We start from the raw sequence: 17,356 nt of genomic DNA, 5'->3' as shown, positions 1-17,356 counted from the left end.
CTTTTTTGTTTCGGGCACTCATTGGGGGAGTAGCCGAGCTGTTCAGCGTCCGACGGCTGCCGGCAACTTTGCCAAGTCCCTGAAGTCCGTCACCGGCGCCGGTCGTCCGAGATAGAAACCTTGCCCATGCTCGATACCGAGTTCGTGCATCAAGGCCACATGCTCAGGCGTTTCAAGCCCTTCGATGAGGATCTTGTGGCCGCGGTGGCGCACCAGGCGGATGATGTCTTCCAGCATGGAGCGACCGTGCGGCTGATCTGTATCCTGCAGGAACGAACGGTCGATCTTGACCGTGTCGAAGGGAAACAGCCGTAACCACGAAAGGCCGGCGAAGCCGGTGCCGAAGTCGTCAAGCCAGATCCGGATGCCCATGGATTCCAGGTCCTTGATACAGCGAATGACGTCCGACTGGCCTTCCATATCGATGCCTTCGGTGATCTCGAAGGCAAGCCGTTCGCCTTTGACGCCAGTCTCCTCGAGGATCGTCGAGACAGCGAGTGCAAAGCCGCGCGACTTGAGCTGGATGGCTGAGACATTGACGCTGGAAAGCGGAACATGGCCCGGCGCCAGCATTTCGGTGCAGACCCTGCGGATCGCCCAGAGGCCAAGTTCCAGGATGGAGCCGGTGCGCTCTGCGATCGGGATGAATTGGCCCGGTGAAATCGGTGTTCCGTCGATCATCTGCAGGCGCATCAGCGCTTCGACGGCCTCGAGTTTGCCGGTCTGCAGGTTCTGGATCGGCTGATAGACAAGCCTGACAAGATCCTTCTTGACCGCCATCCGCAAGAGGGAGGCAATATTTTCATTGTCGTCGCTGCTGAGCGGATCGTCGGGGTTGAACAGGCGAATGCAGTTGCGGCCGTTCGCCTTGGCGGAATAGAGCGCCCGGTCCGCCTCGTCGATAATCCGCTCCAGCTTCGGTCCTGAATTCGGTCTGGTATAGGATGCGCCAACGCTGACCGTGACGACGGCCTGTCCGTCACGACGCTGGTCATGCACGAGGTTCAGTCTTTCGACCGTGCTGCGGATGATTTCCGCCAGCGAAGAGACCTGGTCCCGCTTGGCGATCTGCGCCAGAACAATGAATTCCTCGCCGCCGTAGCGGCCGAGCGAGGCGTTGAACGGCGTCAGTGCTTCCTGAAGCGCATTGGCAACCAGAATCAAACAACGGTCACCTGCCTGGTGACCGTAAAAATCATTGTATTTCTTGAAGAAGTCGACATCGACCAGGATTGCGGCAAATCCGGTGCCTTCGTTGTGCCAGGCATTCCACAGGTCGCGAAGCCTCTTGTCGATCGCCCGGCGGTTATCGATACCGGTCAGATAGTCCGTGTTCGAGAGTCGCTCCAGCGACTTGCCGCGCTGCTCGGACTCGTGATGCTGGTGCTGTGCTTCCAGCGCGTTCAGGAAGACATTGTAGCGCTCGTCATTCAGCTTCCAGTTCACATACGACGTGAAGATGAAGCAGGAAATGTAGAACGTGCCGAAAGCGACAAGATAGGGCATGTCGGTCGGGAAGAGCATCAGGATGCTAGTGAAGAATATCACCAGGACGAAGGCGGACGTTACCGCCGACAAAAGCACGAAGAAATTGAAGAACAGGTTGGCGCCCATCATGAAGATGGTGCCGAAGATCATGTAGTAGCGGATGCTTTCGGTTGCCGTTGTCGCCACCGCCGGCAGGAGCCAGAAGAGATAGCCTGTGACCAGCGCTGCCGCGCAGGTGATATCCAGCCACCGGGCGCCCGCGCGAAACCAGACCAGCGTTTCCAGAACGGTCAGAACCGATGCCCCGACCATGAATCGCGCCACGATTGTATCGCGTGCAACGTCGGGAATCAGGATGATGTCAGTAACCGCAAACAGCAGATAGACAATGACGGCGACCCACAGGCCTTGGCGCGCCGCTCTGGCACGCTTTGGCTCGATATGGCGCCGGTACAGGTTATACAGCTCCGCCGTCGGAGCGTCCTGCGGCCGCTGAGGCCAACTGGCCTCAATTGCTTTGAGCAAGGTCGTCTGCATAGAGCAATCCATCGATTAGCGCTCCGTGACATACAGAGCCGATGTTGGTCGCACGAACCCCGGTAGGAATAGACAATAAGCACCTGCTTTTCTGTATCACGGGCCGTCCATCCAGTCATTCGTCCATAGCGCAACTTCGAGAAGAGGCCAACTGGCTTCGAGTTGCATCCCAAAAAGGTTCAACGCGATCTTTTCGGTCACCGCATGCGAGTGCCAGGAGCATTAACCAAACTACTTAAAAGTTACCAAAGTGAGTAGCAGCTCTCATCAATTGCAACTATGGTAACCAAATTCTTAACGGTAACTCTTGTGTTTGGTGGGTCGGCGTATGAGACAGATCGAAATTTCATTGGACGGCGAAAGCCTTATTACTCCTGAATCCATTGCCGCGCACATGGTGGCGCCGGGTACCCGCTGGAAGGCGGACGAATTGCAGAACGCCAAGGTCGAGCTTGGCTTGATGCTGAATATTGCGATGCAGCAGTTCGAACGCGGCGCCGAGCCGCAGCAGATCATTCATCGCATCGCCGGTTCTCTTCACGAGGCCCGCATGCGTTACGAGCCGAGCGTCTGGCAGCAGTTGATCCCGATTGCGCAGCAACACCCGGTTGCAAGCTATTTTCTCCAGGATCCCTTTACCCGCTGGTCCTTTACCAAGCCGCGCGGTTATTCGGGCGATGCCCAGCTTCTCGACTTTATCTACGGCCACCCGAGCGTTGCCGACGAGATCGCCAACGCGACACCGCTTGGCAAGGCACTCTACGACTACACCAAGGATGCGTCATCCTCCGTCGCGGTGCGCGAGCGTCGCGACCTGCTGACCCAGCATGTCGATGAAATTGCTACATCTCGTGGTCCGGGAGCGGAAGTTCTGACGATTGCCGCCGGCCATCTGCGCGAGGCCAATCGCTCCAGTGCCCTGAAGGAGGGACGTCTGAAGCGTTGGGTTGCTCTGGACCAGGATCCGATGAGCGTCGGTGCGATCACGCGTGATTTCTCCGGTACCTGCATCGAAGCGATCGACGGCTCCGTGCGCGGCCTTCTGGCCGGTCGCCATCAGCTCGGCACATTTGATTTCATCTATGCGGCCGGTCTCTACGACTATCTCAACGACAAGGTGTCGATGAAGCTGACGCAGCGTTGCCTCAGCATGCTGAAGCCGAACGGCGTCTTCCTGTTTGCCAACTTCGCCACCGACATCGGCGTCGATGGCTATATGGAGAGCTTCATGAACTGGGCTTTGCTGCTGCGCAGCGAAGAAGACATGTGGCGCATCATCAACGGCAGCGTCGGCGATCAGAAATTCGAAGGCAGCGTTCGTTTCGGCCAGAACAGGAATGTCGTTTACGGCATCATTCGCAAGCTGTCCTGAAACGAAACAACAAGGCCCCGGATGTCGAAATGGCATCCGGGGCCTTGTTGTATGAATTTGGCACAAGCCTGCGATAGACTTGACGGTTATTCTTCCGTTTCTGGATTATACCGTGTCCAGCCCTGATTGAGCAGATGCTCCTGCGGCTGGAAACGGGTCTTGTAGCCCATCTTGTGTGAGCCCCGAACCCAATAGCCGAGATAGACATGTGGCAGCCCGAGCGTCCTGGCGCGGGAGATATGATCCAGCACCATCATCGTGCCCAGAGAGCGTCTGTCCATCGTGGGGTTGAAGAAGGAATACACCATCGACAGCCCGTCGCTCATCAGGTCGGTGAGGGCGACTGCGATCAGTTCGCCTTTCGGATGCGCGGAAAGTCCATCACCGGGACTACGCAGGCGATATTCGATCACTCGCGTCTGCACATGGCTGTCTTCGATCATGATCGCATAGTCGAGGGCCGACATGTCCGACATGCCGCCCTGCGGGTGCCTGTCGTCAAGATAGCCTCGAAACAGCGAGAATTGCTCGGTCGAGGGCTGGGCCGGGAAGATCGTCGCAATCACATCAAGATTGCTTGCCTCGACCCGGCGGAAAGCGCGGCTGGGTTTAAATTCATTGACGAGGATACGGACGGAGACGCAGGCGCGGCAGCTTTCGCAGGCCGGACGGTATGCGATGTTCTGCGACCGGCGGAACCCGCCTTGCGTCAGAAGGTCGTTCATTTCCGTCGCCCGCTGGCCGACCAGATGCGTAAACACCTTCCGTTCCATTTCCCCCGCCAAATAGGGACACGGCGCCGGAGCCGTGAGATAAAACTGCGGGGATGGAGAGGTTTGGGTATTCATCTGCCGCTGACGAGAATCCTCTTGCCTGTCGTTATCGACTAGGATGGCGCAAGATTGAAAAAGGTCAACACTCCGGTGTGGTTTGCCGGAGTGTATTCTTGGTCTAGGGCGGAAATGCTACTTTCAGGCGGTGCGCACCGTTGCCGTGCCCAGCAGCAGGTCATGGACCAGCCGCGACCGCTCGATAAACAGGCCGGCCAGAAGAATGAGCGGGGTCAGGATCGAGTTGAGGATCCAGAACAGAGCCAGATGGGCAATGGCGGTCACGAAGTCGAGCTTGCGGCCGTCGAGACGGACCATGGCAATGCCCATGGCGCGCATGCCGGGCGTTGCCTGCGCTGCACCGGCCAGTGACATGCCGAAATAGAGCCCGGCGACGATGAAGAACAGGACCGGATAGAGAAGCCAGCCGAGGCCAAGCGTCAGGATGCCGAGAAAGAAAACAACGACCGCGGCCGGTATCCACAACAGTGCGACCAGCATGTAGTCGATGACAAAAGCGAACACGCGCCGAGACAGCACGCCGCTATAAGCGCGCCAGTCATCTGGGGCGGCGTAGATCGGGTTACTGTCGAGGCTCATAGTCGGCTCCTTTGAAGTTACCCGTCAGATATGGTGAGGAACACGGAAAATACAATATTGTGTTGGCAGGTCAGCCCTTCTTGGCAAGGTGCCGAGCAACGTCCACCGCGAAATAGGTCAGGATGCCATCGCATCCGGCACGCTTGAAGGACAGCAGCGTCTCCAGCATCGCCCGTTCGCCATCGATCCAGCCATTGGCCGCCGCAGCCTTGATCTGGCTGTATTCGCCAGAGACCTGATAGGCAAAAACCGGAAGGCCGAAGGCTTCTTTCATCCGCCAACAGATATCGAGATAGGGCAGGCCGGGCTTGACCATCAGCATGTCGGCCCCTTCTTCGACATCAAGTGCCGCATCGCGCAGCGCCTCGGTGCCGTTGGCCGGATCTATATAATAGGTCTTCTTGTCGCCCTTCAGCAGGCCGCTGGTCGAGATGGCCTCGCGGTAGGGGCCATAGTAACAAGAAGCAAATTTCGTCGCATAGGACATGATGCCGACATCCTGGTGGCCGGCGGCGTCCAGACCACGGCGGATCGCGCCGATACGGCCGTCCATCATGTCCGATGGCGCGATGATGTCGGACCCGGCATCGGCCTGCAGAATGGCTGCCCTGACGAGTTGGTCCACGGTTTCATCATTGACGATCACGCCATCACGCAGGATGCCGTCATGGCCGTGACTGGTGAACGGATCAAGCGCGACATCGGTAATCACGCCGATGTTGGGCACTGCCTTCTTGATTGCGGCTGTTACCTGATTGAGCAGGTTGTTGGCCTGGAGGATCTGCGAGCCGGTTTGATCGCGCAGTTCCATGCCGACATTCGGGAACGTCGCCAGCGCTGGTATGCCGAGATCGGCGGCTTCCTTTGCGGCTTCGACGGCCTTATCGACGCTCATCCGGTTGACGCCCGGCATGGCCGCGATCGGCTCGACGATGCCGGCTCCCGGCACCACGAAGATCGGCCAGATCAGATCGTCGACGGTCAGCCGGTTTTCCAGCACCAGACGGCGGGTCCAGTCCGCCTTGCGGTTGCGCCGCATACGCCGGTGGCCGGTCACGTCATCGACCAGATGTGTCTTGTCCTGCATGGGGTATCCTCGTCTTATCGTCTGCCGCTGATATCATGTCGGCGCGCGCAGCAAAACCGTTGTAGACTGTCCCTGCTTCACTTTGGGCCGGGCGAATTGTCCCACTTCGCTTGATGGCTCTTTTCGCGGTGCGACTGTGCCAGGAAGGAACAGCGGATGGAAAGGTCTGGGGAGGGCAGGGCAATCCAGTTGGCGGCTGAAGGTTCACAGGCCTATTCTGCCGCGATGGAATCTGATTCGCCGAATTCGCCCAAGCGCAGCCTTACGGAGACCATCTTCGTGATCTTCCTGCGCGTCGTTGCCATCGCCTGCCTCTGGTTCGGGCTGCAATACTGGTCGATGCTGGTCGGCTACAGCCATGCCGGACTGGGCCGCTTTGACCTGCTCAGCCTGCCATGGCGTGTGGCCGCAGCCGGGCTTGCCGTTGTCTTTCCGGTGGCAGCCCTAGGTCTCTGGCTGGGCGGGGCCTGGGGACCGGTGATCTGGGCCTTGGCAGCCGGCGGGCAGATCCTGATGTTTGGTCTGTGGACGCAGATCTTCGGCCACAATCCCCTGGCCATTGTTCTGCACAGCGTGGTCGCGCTGGTCTACCTGGCGTTCCGCCTGGCGTTGTGGCTCGAAAGCAGACACAAGCAGGAGAGTGTAACGGTTGATTTACTCTGATTGCATCAGCGGCTTTGGTAAGCCTCTGTTAAGCCTGCGTTTTAAATAGAATTTTATGCGCATTGGATATGGTCCTCACTAAGGCGGGAGAAAAAACCAACACCGCCAAACAAAACAGTGAGGCAGACCGACATGAACACCAAGCTCAAGCCACAGCCGGCCACTCTCGATCCGCAGGAAGAAGCAATCCGCTCGCTCTACCTAGAGTCCCTGCATCTGGTGGAACGTCTCCACCGCCGCCTTCTCGATGTTATCAAGGATGAGTTCGACCGCAAGGGACGCAGCGATATCAACGCTGTCCAGGCTCTTCTCCTGTTCAACATCGGCAATTCCGAACTGACCGCCGGTGAACTGCGCTCGCGCGGTTATTACCTCGGCTCGAACGTCTCCTACAACGTCAAGAAGCTCGTAGACCTCGGTTTCATCAATCACCAGCGCTCGCGTGTCGACCGTCGCTCTGTCCGCATCAGCCTGACCGAGAGCGGCCAGGAAATCGCCGAGACCGTCGCCAAGCTTTATGAGCGTCACATGGGCTCGATCCAGAAGGTCGGCGGCATCGGTGCGGATGAATTCACCGAAATGAACAAGCTGCTGCAGCGCCTCGATCGTTTCTGGAACGACTCGATCGCCTATCGTCTCTAACGCACGGCCAGCGCACCTCCAGCGCAAGCGATCCACCGCCAAACACGGATGCTTCCCGCGAAGCATCCGTTTTGCCGTATATAGATCGCGTGGCTTCGGCCATGAACACAGTGTTGTGACAGTCGGCGTACCTGACACGAATTGGCCATATTGATATGGGACCGCCAGAGTGGAAAAATCGGGCTGGCTTGAAGCCCCCGCCTGACGCTGTGGATCGTCTCGATCTGACGAAAAAAGCGTCTTCTTTGTTAACCATGGCGCGCTATGCGTTTCCATGTGGGTCAGAACGAAACGGTAGGAAATATGTCCAAAAAGTCTGGAATTGTTGATCTTTCGCGTCGATCGCTTCTGCGGGGCGCGGGAGCTGTCAGTGTCGCGGCGATCGCGGGGCAGGCCTTGGCCCAGACGGCTATTGATGAGCTGATCAATGCACCACGTCGCGGCAACTGGGATGACCAGTTCGATGCCCAGGCCTCGCGTACGGTCACGGCGGTTGCCTCCAACACGCCGATGATCAGCGGCAACAGCGCCACCAACATGCAGCAGGCGATCGCCCAATACCAGGCGATCGTATCGAATGGCGGTTGGCCAGCCGTCAATCCGCAGGTCAAACTGCGTCTTGGCGTCACCGATCCGTCGGTTCAGGCCTTGCGCCAGCGCCTGATGATTTCGGGAGATCTGCCGCAGGAAGCCGGCATGTCGAACTCTTTCGACAGCTATGTCGACGGTGCCGTCAAACGGTTCCAGGCCCGTCACGGCCTGCCGGAAGACGGTGTCCTCGGCGAGTTCACGATCAAGGCTTTGAACGTCAGTGCCGATGTTCGCCTCAACCAGTTGAACACCAACCTCATTCGCCTGCAGTCCATGTCGGGTGATCTCGGTCCGCGCTATCTGATGGTCAATATTCCGGCTGCCTATGTCGAGGCGGTGGAAAATGACAGCGTGGCGCTGCGCAACACCGCAGTCGTCGGCCGCATCGACCGTCCGACCCACACGATCAACTCGAAGATCTATGAAGTCATTCTCAATCCTTACTGGACTGCGCCGCGTTCGATTGTCGAAAAGGACATCGTGCCGCTGATGCAGAAGGACCCGACTTATCTGACGCGCAACAACATCCGCCTGATCGATGGCAATGGTACGGAAGTGTCGCCGGAAAGCGTCGACTGGTTTGCACCGAAGGCACCGAACCTGATGTTCCGTCAGGACCCTGGCAAGATCAACGCCATGTCCTCGACGAAGATCAACTTCCACAACCCGAACAACGAATACATGCACGATACGCCCCAGCAGGGCCTGTTCAACAAGCTGATGCGCTTTGAATCCTCGGGCTGCATGCGTGTTCAGAACGTTCGCGACCTGGTCACCTGGCTGTTGCGTGATACGCCCGGCTGGTCGCGCCAGGAGATCGAACGGGTCATCACGACCCGCCAGAACAATCCGATCAAGCTCGCCCAGGAAGTGCCTGTCTATATCGTCTACATCACGGCGTGGTCGGCCAAGGACCAGGTGGTGCAGTTCCGCGACGATATCTACCAGAAGGATGGCGATGCGCAGCTGGCCCTGCAGGCCAATATCGGCGTCGAGCAGGCATCCGGATCGATCGAAGAAGATCTCCTGCCCCAATAAGCCGCATTCGGCGCACGGAAATCATGGTCGCGTCCTTCCCGGACGCGGCTTTTTTTATTCGACGCGACCAGCTTTAGTCATTGATCTCGAAGGTCGCGTCATTTGATGCGCAAATGTCGCTGATCGTATTGCCCTCGGCCCTGCGGAACGTTAATACCCCACAGCATCAAACTCTTTGAGGAGCCTGCGATCATGTCGAATACCGATGCCTTCTTCTCTCGCCCCCTGGCCGAAACAGATCCGGACATTTTTGGTGCGATCGAGAAAGAACTTGGTCGCCAACGTCATGAGATCGAACTGATTGCATCCGAGAATATTGTCTCGCGTGCGGTGCTGGAAGCACAGGGCTCGATCATGACCAACAAATATGCCGAAGGTTATCCGGGCAAGCGCTACTACGGTGGCTGCCAGTTCGTGGATATTGCCGAGGAACTGGCCATCGAGCGCGCCAAGAAGCTGTTCGGCGTCAACTTCGCCAACGTCCAGCCGAATTCTGGCAGCCAGATGAACCAGGCCGTATTCCTGGCGCTCCTGCAGCCGGGCGACACCTTCATGGGTCTCGACCTCAATTCGGGTGGTCACCTGACGCATGGTTCGCCGGTCAACATGTCCGGCAAGTGGTTCAACGTCGTGTCCTACGGCGTGCGCGAAGGCGATAACCTCCTCGACATGGACGCGGTTGCTGAATCGGCCCGCAAGCACAAGCCGAAGCTGATCATTGCCGGCGGCACGGCGTATTCCCGCATCTGGGACTGGAAGCGCTTCCGCGAGATCGCCGACGAAGTCGGCGCGTGGCTGATGGTCGACATGGCCCATATTGCCGGTCTCGTTGCCGGTAATCAGCATCCGTCGCCATTCCCGCATTGCCATGTCGCCACCACCACGACCCACAAGTCGTTACGCGGCCCGCGCGGTGGCATGATCCTCACCAATGACGAGGATCTGGCGAAGAAGTTCAACTCGGCCGTCTTCCCGGGCCTCCAGGGCGGCCCGCTGATGCATGTCATCGCCGCCAAGGCCGTTGCCTTCGGTGAAGCGCTGCAGCCGGAATTCCAGGACTACGCCGCCCAGATCGTCAAGAATGCCAAGGCGCTGTCCGAGACGCTGGTGGCCGGCGGTCTCGATATCGTTTCCGGCGGTACCGACAACCACCTGATGCTGGTCGATCTGCGCAAGAAGAACGCCACCGGCAAGCGCGCCGAGACCGCGCTCGGCCGCGCCTTTGTCACCTGCAACAAGAATGGCATTCCCTTCGATCCGGAAAAGCCTTTTGTCACCTCGGGTATCCGCCTCGGCACGCCGGCCGGCACGACCCGCGGCTTCAAGGAAGCTGACTTCAAGGAAATCGGCAACCTGATCGTCGAGGTCCTCGATGGTCTGAAGGTCGCCAATTCCGACGAGGGTAATGCGGCCGTCGAAGCAAACGTTCGCGAAAAGGTCGTGGCCCTGACGGACCGCTTCCCGATGTACCCCTACATGTAAGGCTTAAGGCTGATGCGTTGCCCCTTCTGCGGCTCGGATGAAACACAGGTCAAGGACTCGCGCCCGGCGGAGGACAACACGTCCATCCGTCGGCGTCGCATTTGTCCCGATTGCGGCGGCCGTTTCACCACGTTCGAGCGGGTGCAACTGCGTGAACTGATGGTTGCCAAGAAGACGGGCCGCAAGGCGCCCTTCGATCGCGACAAGCTGGTGCGGTCTTTCGAGATCGCACTGCGCAAGCGTCCCGTGGACCGCGACCGGATCGAACGCGCCGTATCCGGCATCGTTCGCAGGCTGGAAAGTTCGGGCGAGACCGAAATCTCGTCCGAGGCGATCGGCCTGCAGGTGCTGGAAGCTCTGAAGAGCCTCGATGACGTCGGCTTTGTCCGCTATGCCTCCGTCTATCGCGATTTCTCTCATGCCGAAGACTTCGAGAATGTGATCGCCGAGATCAACGCAAAGATCTCGCGCGACAACGGGGTGGACTGATACCTTGTCCGTCACGGCAAAGGATGAGGCATTCATGCGCGAGGCGATCAGCCTCTCGCTGACCCATCTTGGCCAGACGGCATCCAACCCGTCCGTCGGCTGTGTGATCGTCAGCAATGACGAGGTTGTCGGTCGCGGCGTCACCGCCCCGGGCGGCAGGCCGCATGCCGAGCCTCAGGCAATTGCCGACGCAGGCGAAAAGGCGAGGGGGGCGACTGCCTATGTCACCCTTGAGCCCTGTTCCCACCATGGCATGACGCCGCCTTGCGCGGGCGTGCTGATCGCCGCCGGAGTATCGCGAGTCGTTGTTGCCGTGGCGGATCCTGATCCGCGGGTATCCGGGCGGGGTCTGCAGATATTGGCGGATGCCGGTATTGAGGTGACCACGGGCACTCTCCAGCGCGAGGCCCGCGAGGCAATGTCCGGTTATCTCACACGCCAGACAAAGGGACGGCCGCAAGTGACTCTCAAGCTTGCGGTTTCTGCCGATGGTATGTTGGGCAAGACGGGTGCCGGTCAGGTCGCGATCACGGGCCCCGAAGCCCGGGCAGAGGTTCATCTGCTGCGCTCGAAAAGCGATGCGATCCTGGTGGGTATCGGCACCGCCAATCCGGATGATCCTGAACTGACGGTCAGGCTGCCGGGACTTGAGCATACGTCGCCCCTGCGGATCGTGCTGGATCGCAATCTCGAACTGTCACCTTCGTCCAAACTTGCGCAGACGGCGCACGAGGTGCCGGTACTTCTGGCCGCGAGCGTCGGAGCCGTCGGCAATCGTCAAGCGCTTGAGGCGCTGGGTGTGGAGATTGTTGAGGTGGATGGCATCGAAGACCTGTTGCTTCGGCTGGCAGACAGGGGCGTGTCTTCGCTGATGGTTGAGGGCGGTGCGCGCGTCGCCGCAAATTTCCTCAGCCAGGGGCTGGTCGACTACATTCACCTCTATCGCGGTGCTATCAACCTCGGAGAAGGAATAGCTTCGCCAATTACCGGGGATCGACCTCCGGCGGGATTTTCCTTGCAGCGATCGGAGACTTACGGCTCCGATCAGCTGTTGGTGTTCGAGCGCCTTCCGGCGTCGGCTTGGCTCTGACGCCTTAGCGCCAGAACAGCATGATCAGAATGATGATCGGGATCGGCACCCCAACAAGCCAGAGAAGAATACTGCGTCCCATGGTGACCTCCTGTTTTCTGTTTCTGCATCCGTCGGATTGATTTCCGCCTCGGTAGTCTGACAACACGCATTTGACCGCTTTTGTTCCGCTCATGACAAACCATCCCCGCGCCGGGAGCGCGGGGATGCTGTAAAGCGGGCAGGGGAAGAGGGGGCGGCGGCTATCGCAGATAGAAGGTGACGGTGCCGTCGCTGGCGCGTTCGGCGCCGACGATATTGGTCAGTTCGACCTTTTCCGACTGGAGTCGCCGAGACAGCGACTTGTTGGCAATCACCGAAGCCTGGATCATTCTGGCTTCCTGAGAGCCTGGCGCGACAGTCTCGAACTTCTGCAGCACGGGATCTCCCCTGTCCAATTCATCGAGACGAATGATGTCGAAATGGTTGGCGGTCAGTCCGGTGATCGTCTGTTCGATTTGTTGCGAGGCGGTGGTGCCGGTGGCCGGCATGGCGGCGTAGCTGTCGCCACCAAAGGCAAGCGCCGAGATGGCCGATGCGCTGAGTGCGGATGCAAAGCGATTCATTGTCCTCATCCTTTCAAGGAAAGCTGCGATGGCGGGGAATTCCGTCGCTCGCTTGCAAGGCTGAAGCTGGGATCGGATTGCGGCGAAATCCAGCCGGTAAGGCACTGAATTCCATTAAAGATTTGTCACGATCTTCGACACGATTTTGCCCGCATTAGCGCGTGCCGAAACGTGGGGTTGCACCATTGGCCCTGATCTCGTCGATAAGGGCGAAGATGGCGGAGAGACATGCTGGCCGAAAAACACTTGCCTTCCGTGAAACAGCATGGTTTGACCGCGTTTCTGTTTGGCCGTGGGCCACAATCACATTCAAGATCGGATCAGGTTATGGGAAAGAAGAAGGCTTCGCCGCATTTGCTGATCGTCGAGGCACGTTTCTACGACGATATGTCTGATGCACTTCTGGATGGTGCACGCGCAGCGCTCGATGAAGCCGGCGCCACCTACGACATCATCACGGTGCCGGGTGCACTCGAAATTCCGCCGGCAATCGCCATGGCGCTGGATGCGTCGGACGACGAAGGCACCGTCTATGACGGCTTTGTCGCGCTCGGCATGGTCATTCGCGGCGAGACCTATCACTTCGATATCGTTTCGAATGAATCCTCGCGTGCTCTGATGGACCTCGCCGTGTCTGAATCTCTTTCGATCGGCAACGGCATCATGACGGTCGAGAACGAGGAGCAGGCCTGGGCGCGCGTCAAGCGTTCGGAAAAGGACAAGGGTGGCTTTGCCGCACGGGCAGCGCTGACCATGATTGCGCTGAAGAACAAACTGGGTAGCTGATCGATGACGACCGAAGACAAACAGCCGGCCAAGACGGCAAACCAGCGTGGCGCGGCCCGGCTTGCAGCCGTGCAGGCACTCTACCAGATGGATATCGGCGGCACGGGTGTGCTTGAAGTCGTCGCGGAATACGAGACACACCGCCTCGGCCAGGAAGTGGATGGCGACACCTATCTCAAGGCCGACGCATCCTGGTTCCGTTCCATTGTTGCCGGCGTGGTGCGTGACCAGACCAAGATCGATCCGATGATCCGCGCAGCCCTGCAGGATGACTGGATGCTGTCGCGTATCGACAGCACGGTGCGCGCGATCCTGCGCGCCGGCACGTTCGAATTGATCGAGCGCAAGGACGTACCGATCGCGGTAATTGTAACGGAATATGTCGAGATCGCGCAGGCTTTCTTCTCGGACGACGAGCCGAAACTGGTCAATGCCGTGCTCGATCGCATTGCAAAGCAGGTCCGCGCACCGGCGCAAAAATAAGGCAGGACAGGGCATGGACGGGACGTCGAACGCGGGGCTGGACGGTCAACTTGCGACGGCCAAGCGAAACGTCTCCCTCCTGGCTGTCGCCCAGGCCATCCTGGGCGCGGCACCGCCGCTGGCCTTTTCGGTCGGCGGCCTTGCCGGATTCCAGATGCTCGGTGCCGACAAGTCTCTGTCCACCGCGCCTCTGACCGGCTTCAATGTCGGCATCGCGTTGGGTGCCATCGGTGTTGCGGCCGCATCGCGTCTGCTCGGGCGGCGCGAAAGCTTCATGATCGGTGCCCTGATGGGCGCAACCGGCAGCGCGCTGGCGGCCTTCGCTCTGATCCAATCGAACTTCTGGCTTTTTGTTGTCGCCCTGGCATTGATGGGACTGTCTGCCGGATTTACCCAGAAGATCCGTTTTGCAGCAGCGGACGCCTCGCCGAACTTCTACAAGGGCAAGGCAATTTCCTGGATATTGGCCGCCGGCATCGTCTCGGCCATCGTCGGTCCGCAGATCGCCATATGGCTGAAGGACAGCCTAGCACCGGTAACCTTTGCCGGCGCCTTCCTCGGTCTTGTGCCGCTGCTGCTGACCGCAATTGGTGTGCTCTTCTTCTTGAAGCTGCCGAGCCTCTCCGTGAAAACCTCCGCAGCCCATGAACCCACCCGTCCATTGCGCGAAATCGTCATGACACAGCGTTTCATGACCGGCATGGTCTGCGGCATCGGCTCCTATGCCCTGATGACCTTCATGATGACCGGCGCGCCGCTTGCCATGGTCATTGGCTGTGGCTTCTCATCCGATCTCGCCACGCTCGGCATCCAGTGGCATGTGATTGCCATGTTCGCGCCGAGCTTTTTCACCGGCATGCTGATTTCCCGCTTCGGTCCGGAAAAGATCGTCGCGGCTGGCCTGTTGATCCTGATGTCCTGTGCGGTGGTGGCCCATTGGGGCATCGAGTTGTGGAATTTCTGGGGTGCCCTGGTACTGCTCGGCATCGGCTGGAACTTCGGCTTCATCGGCGCGACGGCCATCGTCGCATCGAGCTACCGTCCGGCCGAAGCCGACAAGGTCCAGGGTTTCCACGACATCATCCTGTTTTCGACCGTGGCGCTATCCTCCTTCTCGTCCGGCAAGGTCTTTACGGCCTTTGGCTGGTCGGTGATGAACCTGGTCATCTGGCCGGTGACAATTCTCTGCCTTGTTCTGGTCCTGCTCCAGATGCGTGCCGCCTCCCGCAAACCCGCCTGAGCCATTGATCTCCGCAGGATATGCGCACTTGACGCAAAGGAAAGTGCAACGCAATCTCGCCTCGCGTCGACGAGGTCTCGCAGGAGGGGTCTTGAGTCTGCGTGACACCGCCCGCGAAGAGTGAGGCGCGGGCAATACGGGAGGGTATTGCGAATGACGGTTCTTTTAGGCGTAATTTTATGCGGGTTATTGTCGGTGGTCTACGCAGTCTGGGCGACGCGCTCAGTGTTGGCGGCTGACCAGGGCAATGCCCGAATGCAGGAAATCGCAGGCTATATTCGCGAAGGTGCGCAGGCCTATCTCGCTCGTCAATACCTGACCATCGCGATCGTCGGTGCCGTGGTGTTCGTCGCCACATGGTTCCTTTTGTCCGGTCTGGCAGCCATCGGCTTCCTGATCGGTGCCGTCCTGTCGGGCGCAGCCGGCTTCATCGGCATGCATGTCTCTGTTCGCGCCAATGTGCGCACGGCCCAGGCGTCGTCCCACAGCCTGGCCGCCGGCCTCGACATCGCCTTCAAGTCCGGTGCCATCACCGGCATGCTTGTCGCCGGTCTCGCACTGCTCGGTGTCTCGATCTATTTCTACATTCTGACGGCGATGCTGGGCCACCAGAGCGGCTCGCGCGAGGTCATCGACTCGCTTGTCGCGCTTGGCTTCGGTGCATCGCTGATTTCCATCTTTGCCCGTCTGGGCGGCGGTATCTTCACCAAGGGCGCCGATGTCGGCGGTGACCTCGTCGGCAAGGTCGAAGCGGGCATTCCCGAAGACGACCCGCGCAATCCGGCAACCATTGCCGATAATGTCGGCGACAATGTCGGTGACTGCGCCGGCATGGCTGCCGACCTTTTCGAAACCTACGCGGTTTCCGTCGTGGCGACCATGGTTCTGGCCGCGATCTTCTTTGCCGGATCCGCAGCCCTTGATATCACCATGATCTATCCGCTGGCCATTTGCGGCGCCTGCATCATCACCTCGATCATCGGCACCTTCTTCGTCAAGCTCGGCACCAATGGTTCGATCATGGGTGCGCTGTACAAGGGGCTGATCGTCACCGGCCTGCTGTCGGTCGGCGGTTTGGCGCTTGCCACCTCGCTGACAATCGGCTGGGGCTCGATCGGCACCGTTGCCGGCATGGACGTCACGGGCCTCAATCTCTTCTTCTGCGGCATCCTTGGTCTTGTCGTTACGGCGCTGATCGTGGTCATCACCGAATACTATACCGGCACCAACAAGCGGCCGGTCAATTCGATCGCCCAGGCATCGGTCACCGGTCATGGCACCAACGTCATCCAGGGCCTTGCCGTATCGCTGGAATCGACCGCTCTGCCGGCCATCGTCATCGTCGGCGGCATCATTGCCACCTACCAGCTCGCCGGCCTGTTCGGTACGGCCATCGCCGTCACGACCATGCTTGGCCTTGCCGGCATGATCGTCGCGCTCGACGCCTTCGGACCTGTCACCGACAATGCCGGCGGCATTGCCGAAATGGCCGGCCTGCCGCCGGAAGTCCGCAAGTCGACCGATGCGCTGGATGCGGTGGGCAATACCACCAAGGCCGTGACCAAGGGTTATGCCATCGGTTCTGCCGGTCTCGGAGCCTTGGTTCTCTTTGCCGCTTATTCCAACGACCTGAAGTATTTTGCCGCCAACAGCGCCCAGTATCCCTACTTTGCCGATATGGGTGCAATTTCGTTCGATCTGTCGAACCCCTATGTCGTCGCCGGCCTGATCTTCGGGGGTCTGATCCCCTATCTCTTCGGTGGCATCGCCATGACAGCCGTCGGTCGTGCTGCCGGTTCGATTGTCGAGGAAGTCCGCCGGCAGTTTCGCGAAAAGCCCGGCATCATGGCCGGCACCGAGAAGCCGGACTATGGCCGCGCCGTCGACATCCTGACGCGCGCTGCCATCCGCGAGATGATCATCCCGTCACTGCTGCCGGTACTGGCGCCTCTGGTCGTCTATTTCGGCGTCTTGCTGATCTCAGGCTCGAAGGCGTCCGCCTTTGCCGCCCTCGGCGCCTCGCTGCTTGGCGTCATCGTCAATGGCCTGTTCGTGGCGATCTCGATGACTTCGGGCGGCGGCGCCTGGGACAATGCGAAGAAGAGCTTCGAGGATGGTTTCATCGACAAGGATGGCGTGAAGCACCTCAAGGGCTCCGATGCCCACAAGGCCTCCGTCACTGGTGACACCGTCGGCGATCCCTACAAGGATACGGCAGGTCCCGCCGTAAACCCGGCCATCAAGATCACCAATATCGTGGCATTGTTGCTGCTGGCTGTCCTCGCCGGCTGATCCAGACCGGACACAAAAGAAAACCGCGGAATGCTCTTCCG

The 17,356-nt window shown here is 59.4% G+C and carries 17 protein-coding genes; 11 read left to right on the top strand and 6 right to left on the bottom strand.

The features are described 5' to 3' along the window. Window positions 1–42: 42 nt before the first annotated feature. Window positions 43–2,025: a putative bifunctional diguanylate cyclase/phosphodiesterase gene (locus PDO_RS26235; protein ID WP_052023511.1), complete on the bottom strand. Its 1,983-nt coding sequence runs from the start codon at window positions 2,023–2,025 to the stop codon at window positions 43–45. 328 nt (window positions 2,026–2,353) lie between these two features. On the opposite strand from PDO_RS26235, the gene PDO_RS26230 reads away from it, so the two are divergent. Beyond that, window positions 2,354–3,397 carry a class I SAM-dependent methyltransferase gene (locus PDO_RS26230; protein WP_007608892.1) on the top strand — a complete coding sequence of 348 codons (1,044 nt, stop codon included), beginning with the start codon at window positions 2,354–2,356 and terminating at the stop codon, window positions 3,395–3,397. 86 nt (window positions 3,398–3,483) lie between these two features. Here PDO_RS26230 and PDO_RS26225 read toward each other — a convergent pair whose 3' ends face one another. The 3 genes from PDO_RS26225 to hemB all read right to left on the bottom strand — a co-directional run bounded on the left by PDO_RS26225 (window position 3,484) and on the right by hemB (window position 5,914). Beyond that, complete coding sequence (locus tag PDO_RS26225) at window positions 3,484–4,245, bottom strand: arginyltransferase (protein ID WP_007608890.1); 762 nt, start codon at window positions 4,243–4,245, stop codon at window positions 3,484–3,486. A gap of 123 nt (window positions 4,246–4,368) precedes the next feature. Beyond that, window positions 4,369–4,827 (bottom strand): RDD family protein, encoded by a 459-nt coding sequence (locus PDO_RS26220; RefSeq protein WP_007608889.1) that lies wholly within the window; start codon window positions 4,825–4,827, stop codon window positions 4,369–4,371. A gap of 70 nt (window positions 4,828–4,897) precedes the next feature. Beyond that, on the bottom strand, window positions 4,898–5,914 hold the full coding sequence (gene hemB, locus PDO_RS26215) for a porphobilinogen synthase (RefSeq protein ID WP_007608888.1): 1,017 nt from the start codon (window positions 5,912–5,914) through the stop codon (window positions 4,898–4,900). Window positions 5,915–6,139: 225 nt separating this feature from the next. Here hemB and PDO_RS26210 point away from each other — a divergent pair, with 225 nt between their 5' ends. From PDO_RS26210 to ribD, 6 genes are all read left to right on the top strand, one after another. Continuing rightward, entirely contained in the window at window positions 6,140–6,577 is a 438-nt protein-coding gene (locus PDO_RS26210; protein ID WP_037075665.1) for a DUF6163 family protein, read from the top strand. A gap of 132 nt (window positions 6,578–6,709) precedes the next feature. Continuing rightward, entirely contained in the window at window positions 6,710–7,219 is a 510-nt protein-coding gene (gene ldtR / locus PDO_RS26205; protein ID WP_007608886.1) for a transcriptional regulator LdtR, read from the top strand. A gap of 303 nt (window positions 7,220–7,522) precedes the next feature. Further along, the gene (locus tag PDO_RS26200) at window positions 7,523–8,848 is read left to right on the top strand and encodes a L,D-transpeptidase family protein (RefSeq protein WP_037075663.1); all 1,326 of its coding nucleotides are present in this window, start codon (window positions 7,523–7,525) and stop codon (window positions 8,846–8,848) included. Window positions 8,849–9,040: 192 nt separating this feature from the next. Then, window positions 9,041–10,330, top strand: coding sequence for a serine hydroxymethyltransferase (gene glyA / locus PDO_RS26195; RefSeq protein WP_007608881.1), 1,290 nt, complete (start codon window positions 9,041–9,043; stop codon window positions 10,328–10,330). A gap of 12 nt (window positions 10,331–10,342) precedes the next feature. After that, entirely contained in the window at window positions 10,343–10,819 is a 477-nt protein-coding gene (nrdR, locus tag PDO_RS26190; RefSeq protein WP_007608880.1) for a transcriptional regulator NrdR, read from the top strand. Between the two features lie 4 nt (window positions 10,820–10,823). Next, the gene (ribD, locus tag PDO_RS26185) at window positions 10,824–11,909 is read left to right on the top strand and encodes a bifunctional diaminohydroxyphosphoribosylaminopyrimidine deaminase/5-amino-6-(5-phosphoribosylamino)uracil reductase RibD (RefSeq protein WP_037075644.1); all 1,086 of its coding nucleotides are present in this window, start codon (window positions 10,824–10,826) and stop codon (window positions 11,907–11,909) included. A 4-nt stretch (window positions 11,910–11,913) separates the two neighbouring features. Here the strand turns inward: ribD and PDO_RS28490 are convergent, their stop codons facing one another. Both PDO_RS28490 and PDO_RS26180 read right to left on the bottom strand, forming a co-directional pair. Then, window positions 11,914–12,084 carry a hypothetical protein gene (locus PDO_RS28490; protein ID WP_007608878.1) on the bottom strand — a complete coding sequence of 57 codons (171 nt, stop codon included), beginning with the start codon at window positions 12,082–12,084 and terminating at the stop codon, window positions 11,914–11,916. A gap of 67 nt (window positions 12,085–12,151) precedes the next feature. Then, window positions 12,152–12,514 (bottom strand): hypothetical protein, encoded by a 363-nt coding sequence (locus PDO_RS26180; RefSeq protein WP_007608876.1) that lies wholly within the window; start codon window positions 12,512–12,514, stop codon window positions 12,152–12,154. 327 nt (window positions 12,515–12,841) lie between these two features. Here PDO_RS26180 and ribH point away from each other — a divergent pair, with 327 nt between their 5' ends. The 4 genes from ribH to PDO_RS26160 all read left to right on the top strand — a co-directional run bounded on the left by ribH (window position 12,842) and on the right by PDO_RS26160 (window position 17,315). Further along, a complete protein-coding gene (ribH, locus tag PDO_RS26175; RefSeq protein WP_007608874.1) occupies window positions 12,842–13,300 on the top strand; it encodes a 6,7-dimethyl-8-ribityllumazine synthase in 459 nt (152 codons plus the stop codon). Window positions 13,301–13,303: 3 nt separating this feature from the next. Beyond that, complete coding sequence (gene nusB / locus PDO_RS26170; RefSeq protein ID WP_007608870.1) at window positions 13,304–13,783, top strand: transcription antitermination factor NusB; 480 nt, start codon at window positions 13,304–13,306, stop codon at window positions 13,781–13,783. Window positions 13,784–13,796: 13 nt separating this feature from the next. Then, on the top strand, window positions 13,797–15,023 hold the full coding sequence (locus tag PDO_RS26165) for an MFS transporter (RefSeq protein WP_007608864.1): 1,227 nt from the start codon (window positions 13,797–13,799) through the stop codon (window positions 15,021–15,023). Window positions 15,024–15,176: 153 nt separating this feature from the next. Further along, window positions 15,177–17,315 carry a sodium-translocating pyrophosphatase gene (locus PDO_RS26160; protein ID WP_007608862.1) on the top strand — a complete coding sequence of 713 codons (2,139 nt, stop codon included), beginning with the start codon at window positions 15,177–15,179 and terminating at the stop codon, window positions 17,313–17,315. Window positions 17,316–17,356 lie beyond the last annotated feature (41 nt).

Origin of the sequence: Rhizobium sp. PDO1-076 (genome assembly GCF_000247475.1) — a bacterium.
Taxonomy (GTDB): Bacteria; Pseudomonadota; Alphaproteobacteria; order Rhizobiales; family Rhizobiaceae; genus Allorhizobium.
This window is presented reverse-complemented; position numbering and strand designations above follow the sequence as displayed.

Bases quoted from the DNA above. Each gene is read 5' to 3' on its own strand.
- PDO_RS26235 (WP_052023511.1), bottom strand. From the start codon at position 2,025: ATGCAGACGACCTTGCTCAAAGCAATTGAGGCCAGTTGGCCTCAGCGG.
- PDO_RS26230 (WP_007608892.1), top strand. From the start codon at position 2,354: ATGAGACAGATCGAAATTTCATTGGACGGCGAAAGCCTTATTACTCCT.
- PDO_RS26225 (WP_007608890.1), bottom strand. From the start codon at position 4,245: ATGAATACCCAAACCTCTCCATCCCCGCAGTTTTATCTCACGGCTCCG.
- PDO_RS26220 (WP_007608889.1), bottom strand. From the start codon at position 4,827: ATGAGCCTCGACAGTAACCCGATCTACGCCGCCCCAGATGACTGGCGC.
- hemB (WP_007608888.1), bottom strand. From the start codon at position 5,914: ATGCAGGACAAGACACATCTGGTCGATGACGTGACCGGCCACCGGCGT.
- PDO_RS26210 (WP_037075665.1), top strand. From the start codon at position 6,140: ATGGAATCTGATTCGCCGAATTCGCCCAAGCGCAGCCTTACGGAGACC.
- ldtR (WP_007608886.1), top strand. From the start codon at position 6,710: ATGAACACCAAGCTCAAGCCACAGCCGGCCACTCTCGATCCGCAGGAA.
- PDO_RS26200 (WP_037075663.1), top strand. From the start codon at position 7,523: ATGTCCAAAAAGTCTGGAATTGTTGATCTTTCGCGTCGATCGCTTCTG.
- glyA (WP_007608881.1), top strand. From the start codon at position 9,041: ATGTCGAATACCGATGCCTTCTTCTCTCGCCCCCTGGCCGAAACAGAT.
- nrdR (WP_007608880.1), top strand. From the start codon at position 10,343: ATGCGTTGCCCCTTCTGCGGCTCGGATGAAACACAGGTCAAGGACTCG.
- PDO_RS28490 (WP_007608878.1), bottom strand. From the start codon at position 12,084: ATGAGCGGAACAAAAGCGGTCAAATGCGTGTTGTCAGACTACCGAGGC.
- PDO_RS26180 (WP_007608876.1), bottom strand. From the start codon at position 12,514: ATGAATCGCTTTGCATCCGCACTCAGCGCATCGGCCATCTCGGCGCTT.
- ribH (WP_007608874.1), top strand. From the start codon at position 12,842: ATGGGAAAGAAGAAGGCTTCGCCGCATTTGCTGATCGTCGAGGCACGT.
- nusB (WP_007608870.1), top strand. From the start codon at position 13,304: ATGACGACCGAAGACAAACAGCCGGCCAAGACGGCAAACCAGCGTGGC.
- PDO_RS26165 (WP_007608864.1), top strand. From the start codon at position 13,797: ATGGACGGGACGTCGAACGCGGGGCTGGACGGTCAACTTGCGACGGCC.
- PDO_RS26160 (WP_007608862.1), top strand. From the start codon at position 15,177: ATGACGGTTCTTTTAGGCGTAATTTTATGCGGGTTATTGTCGGTGGTC.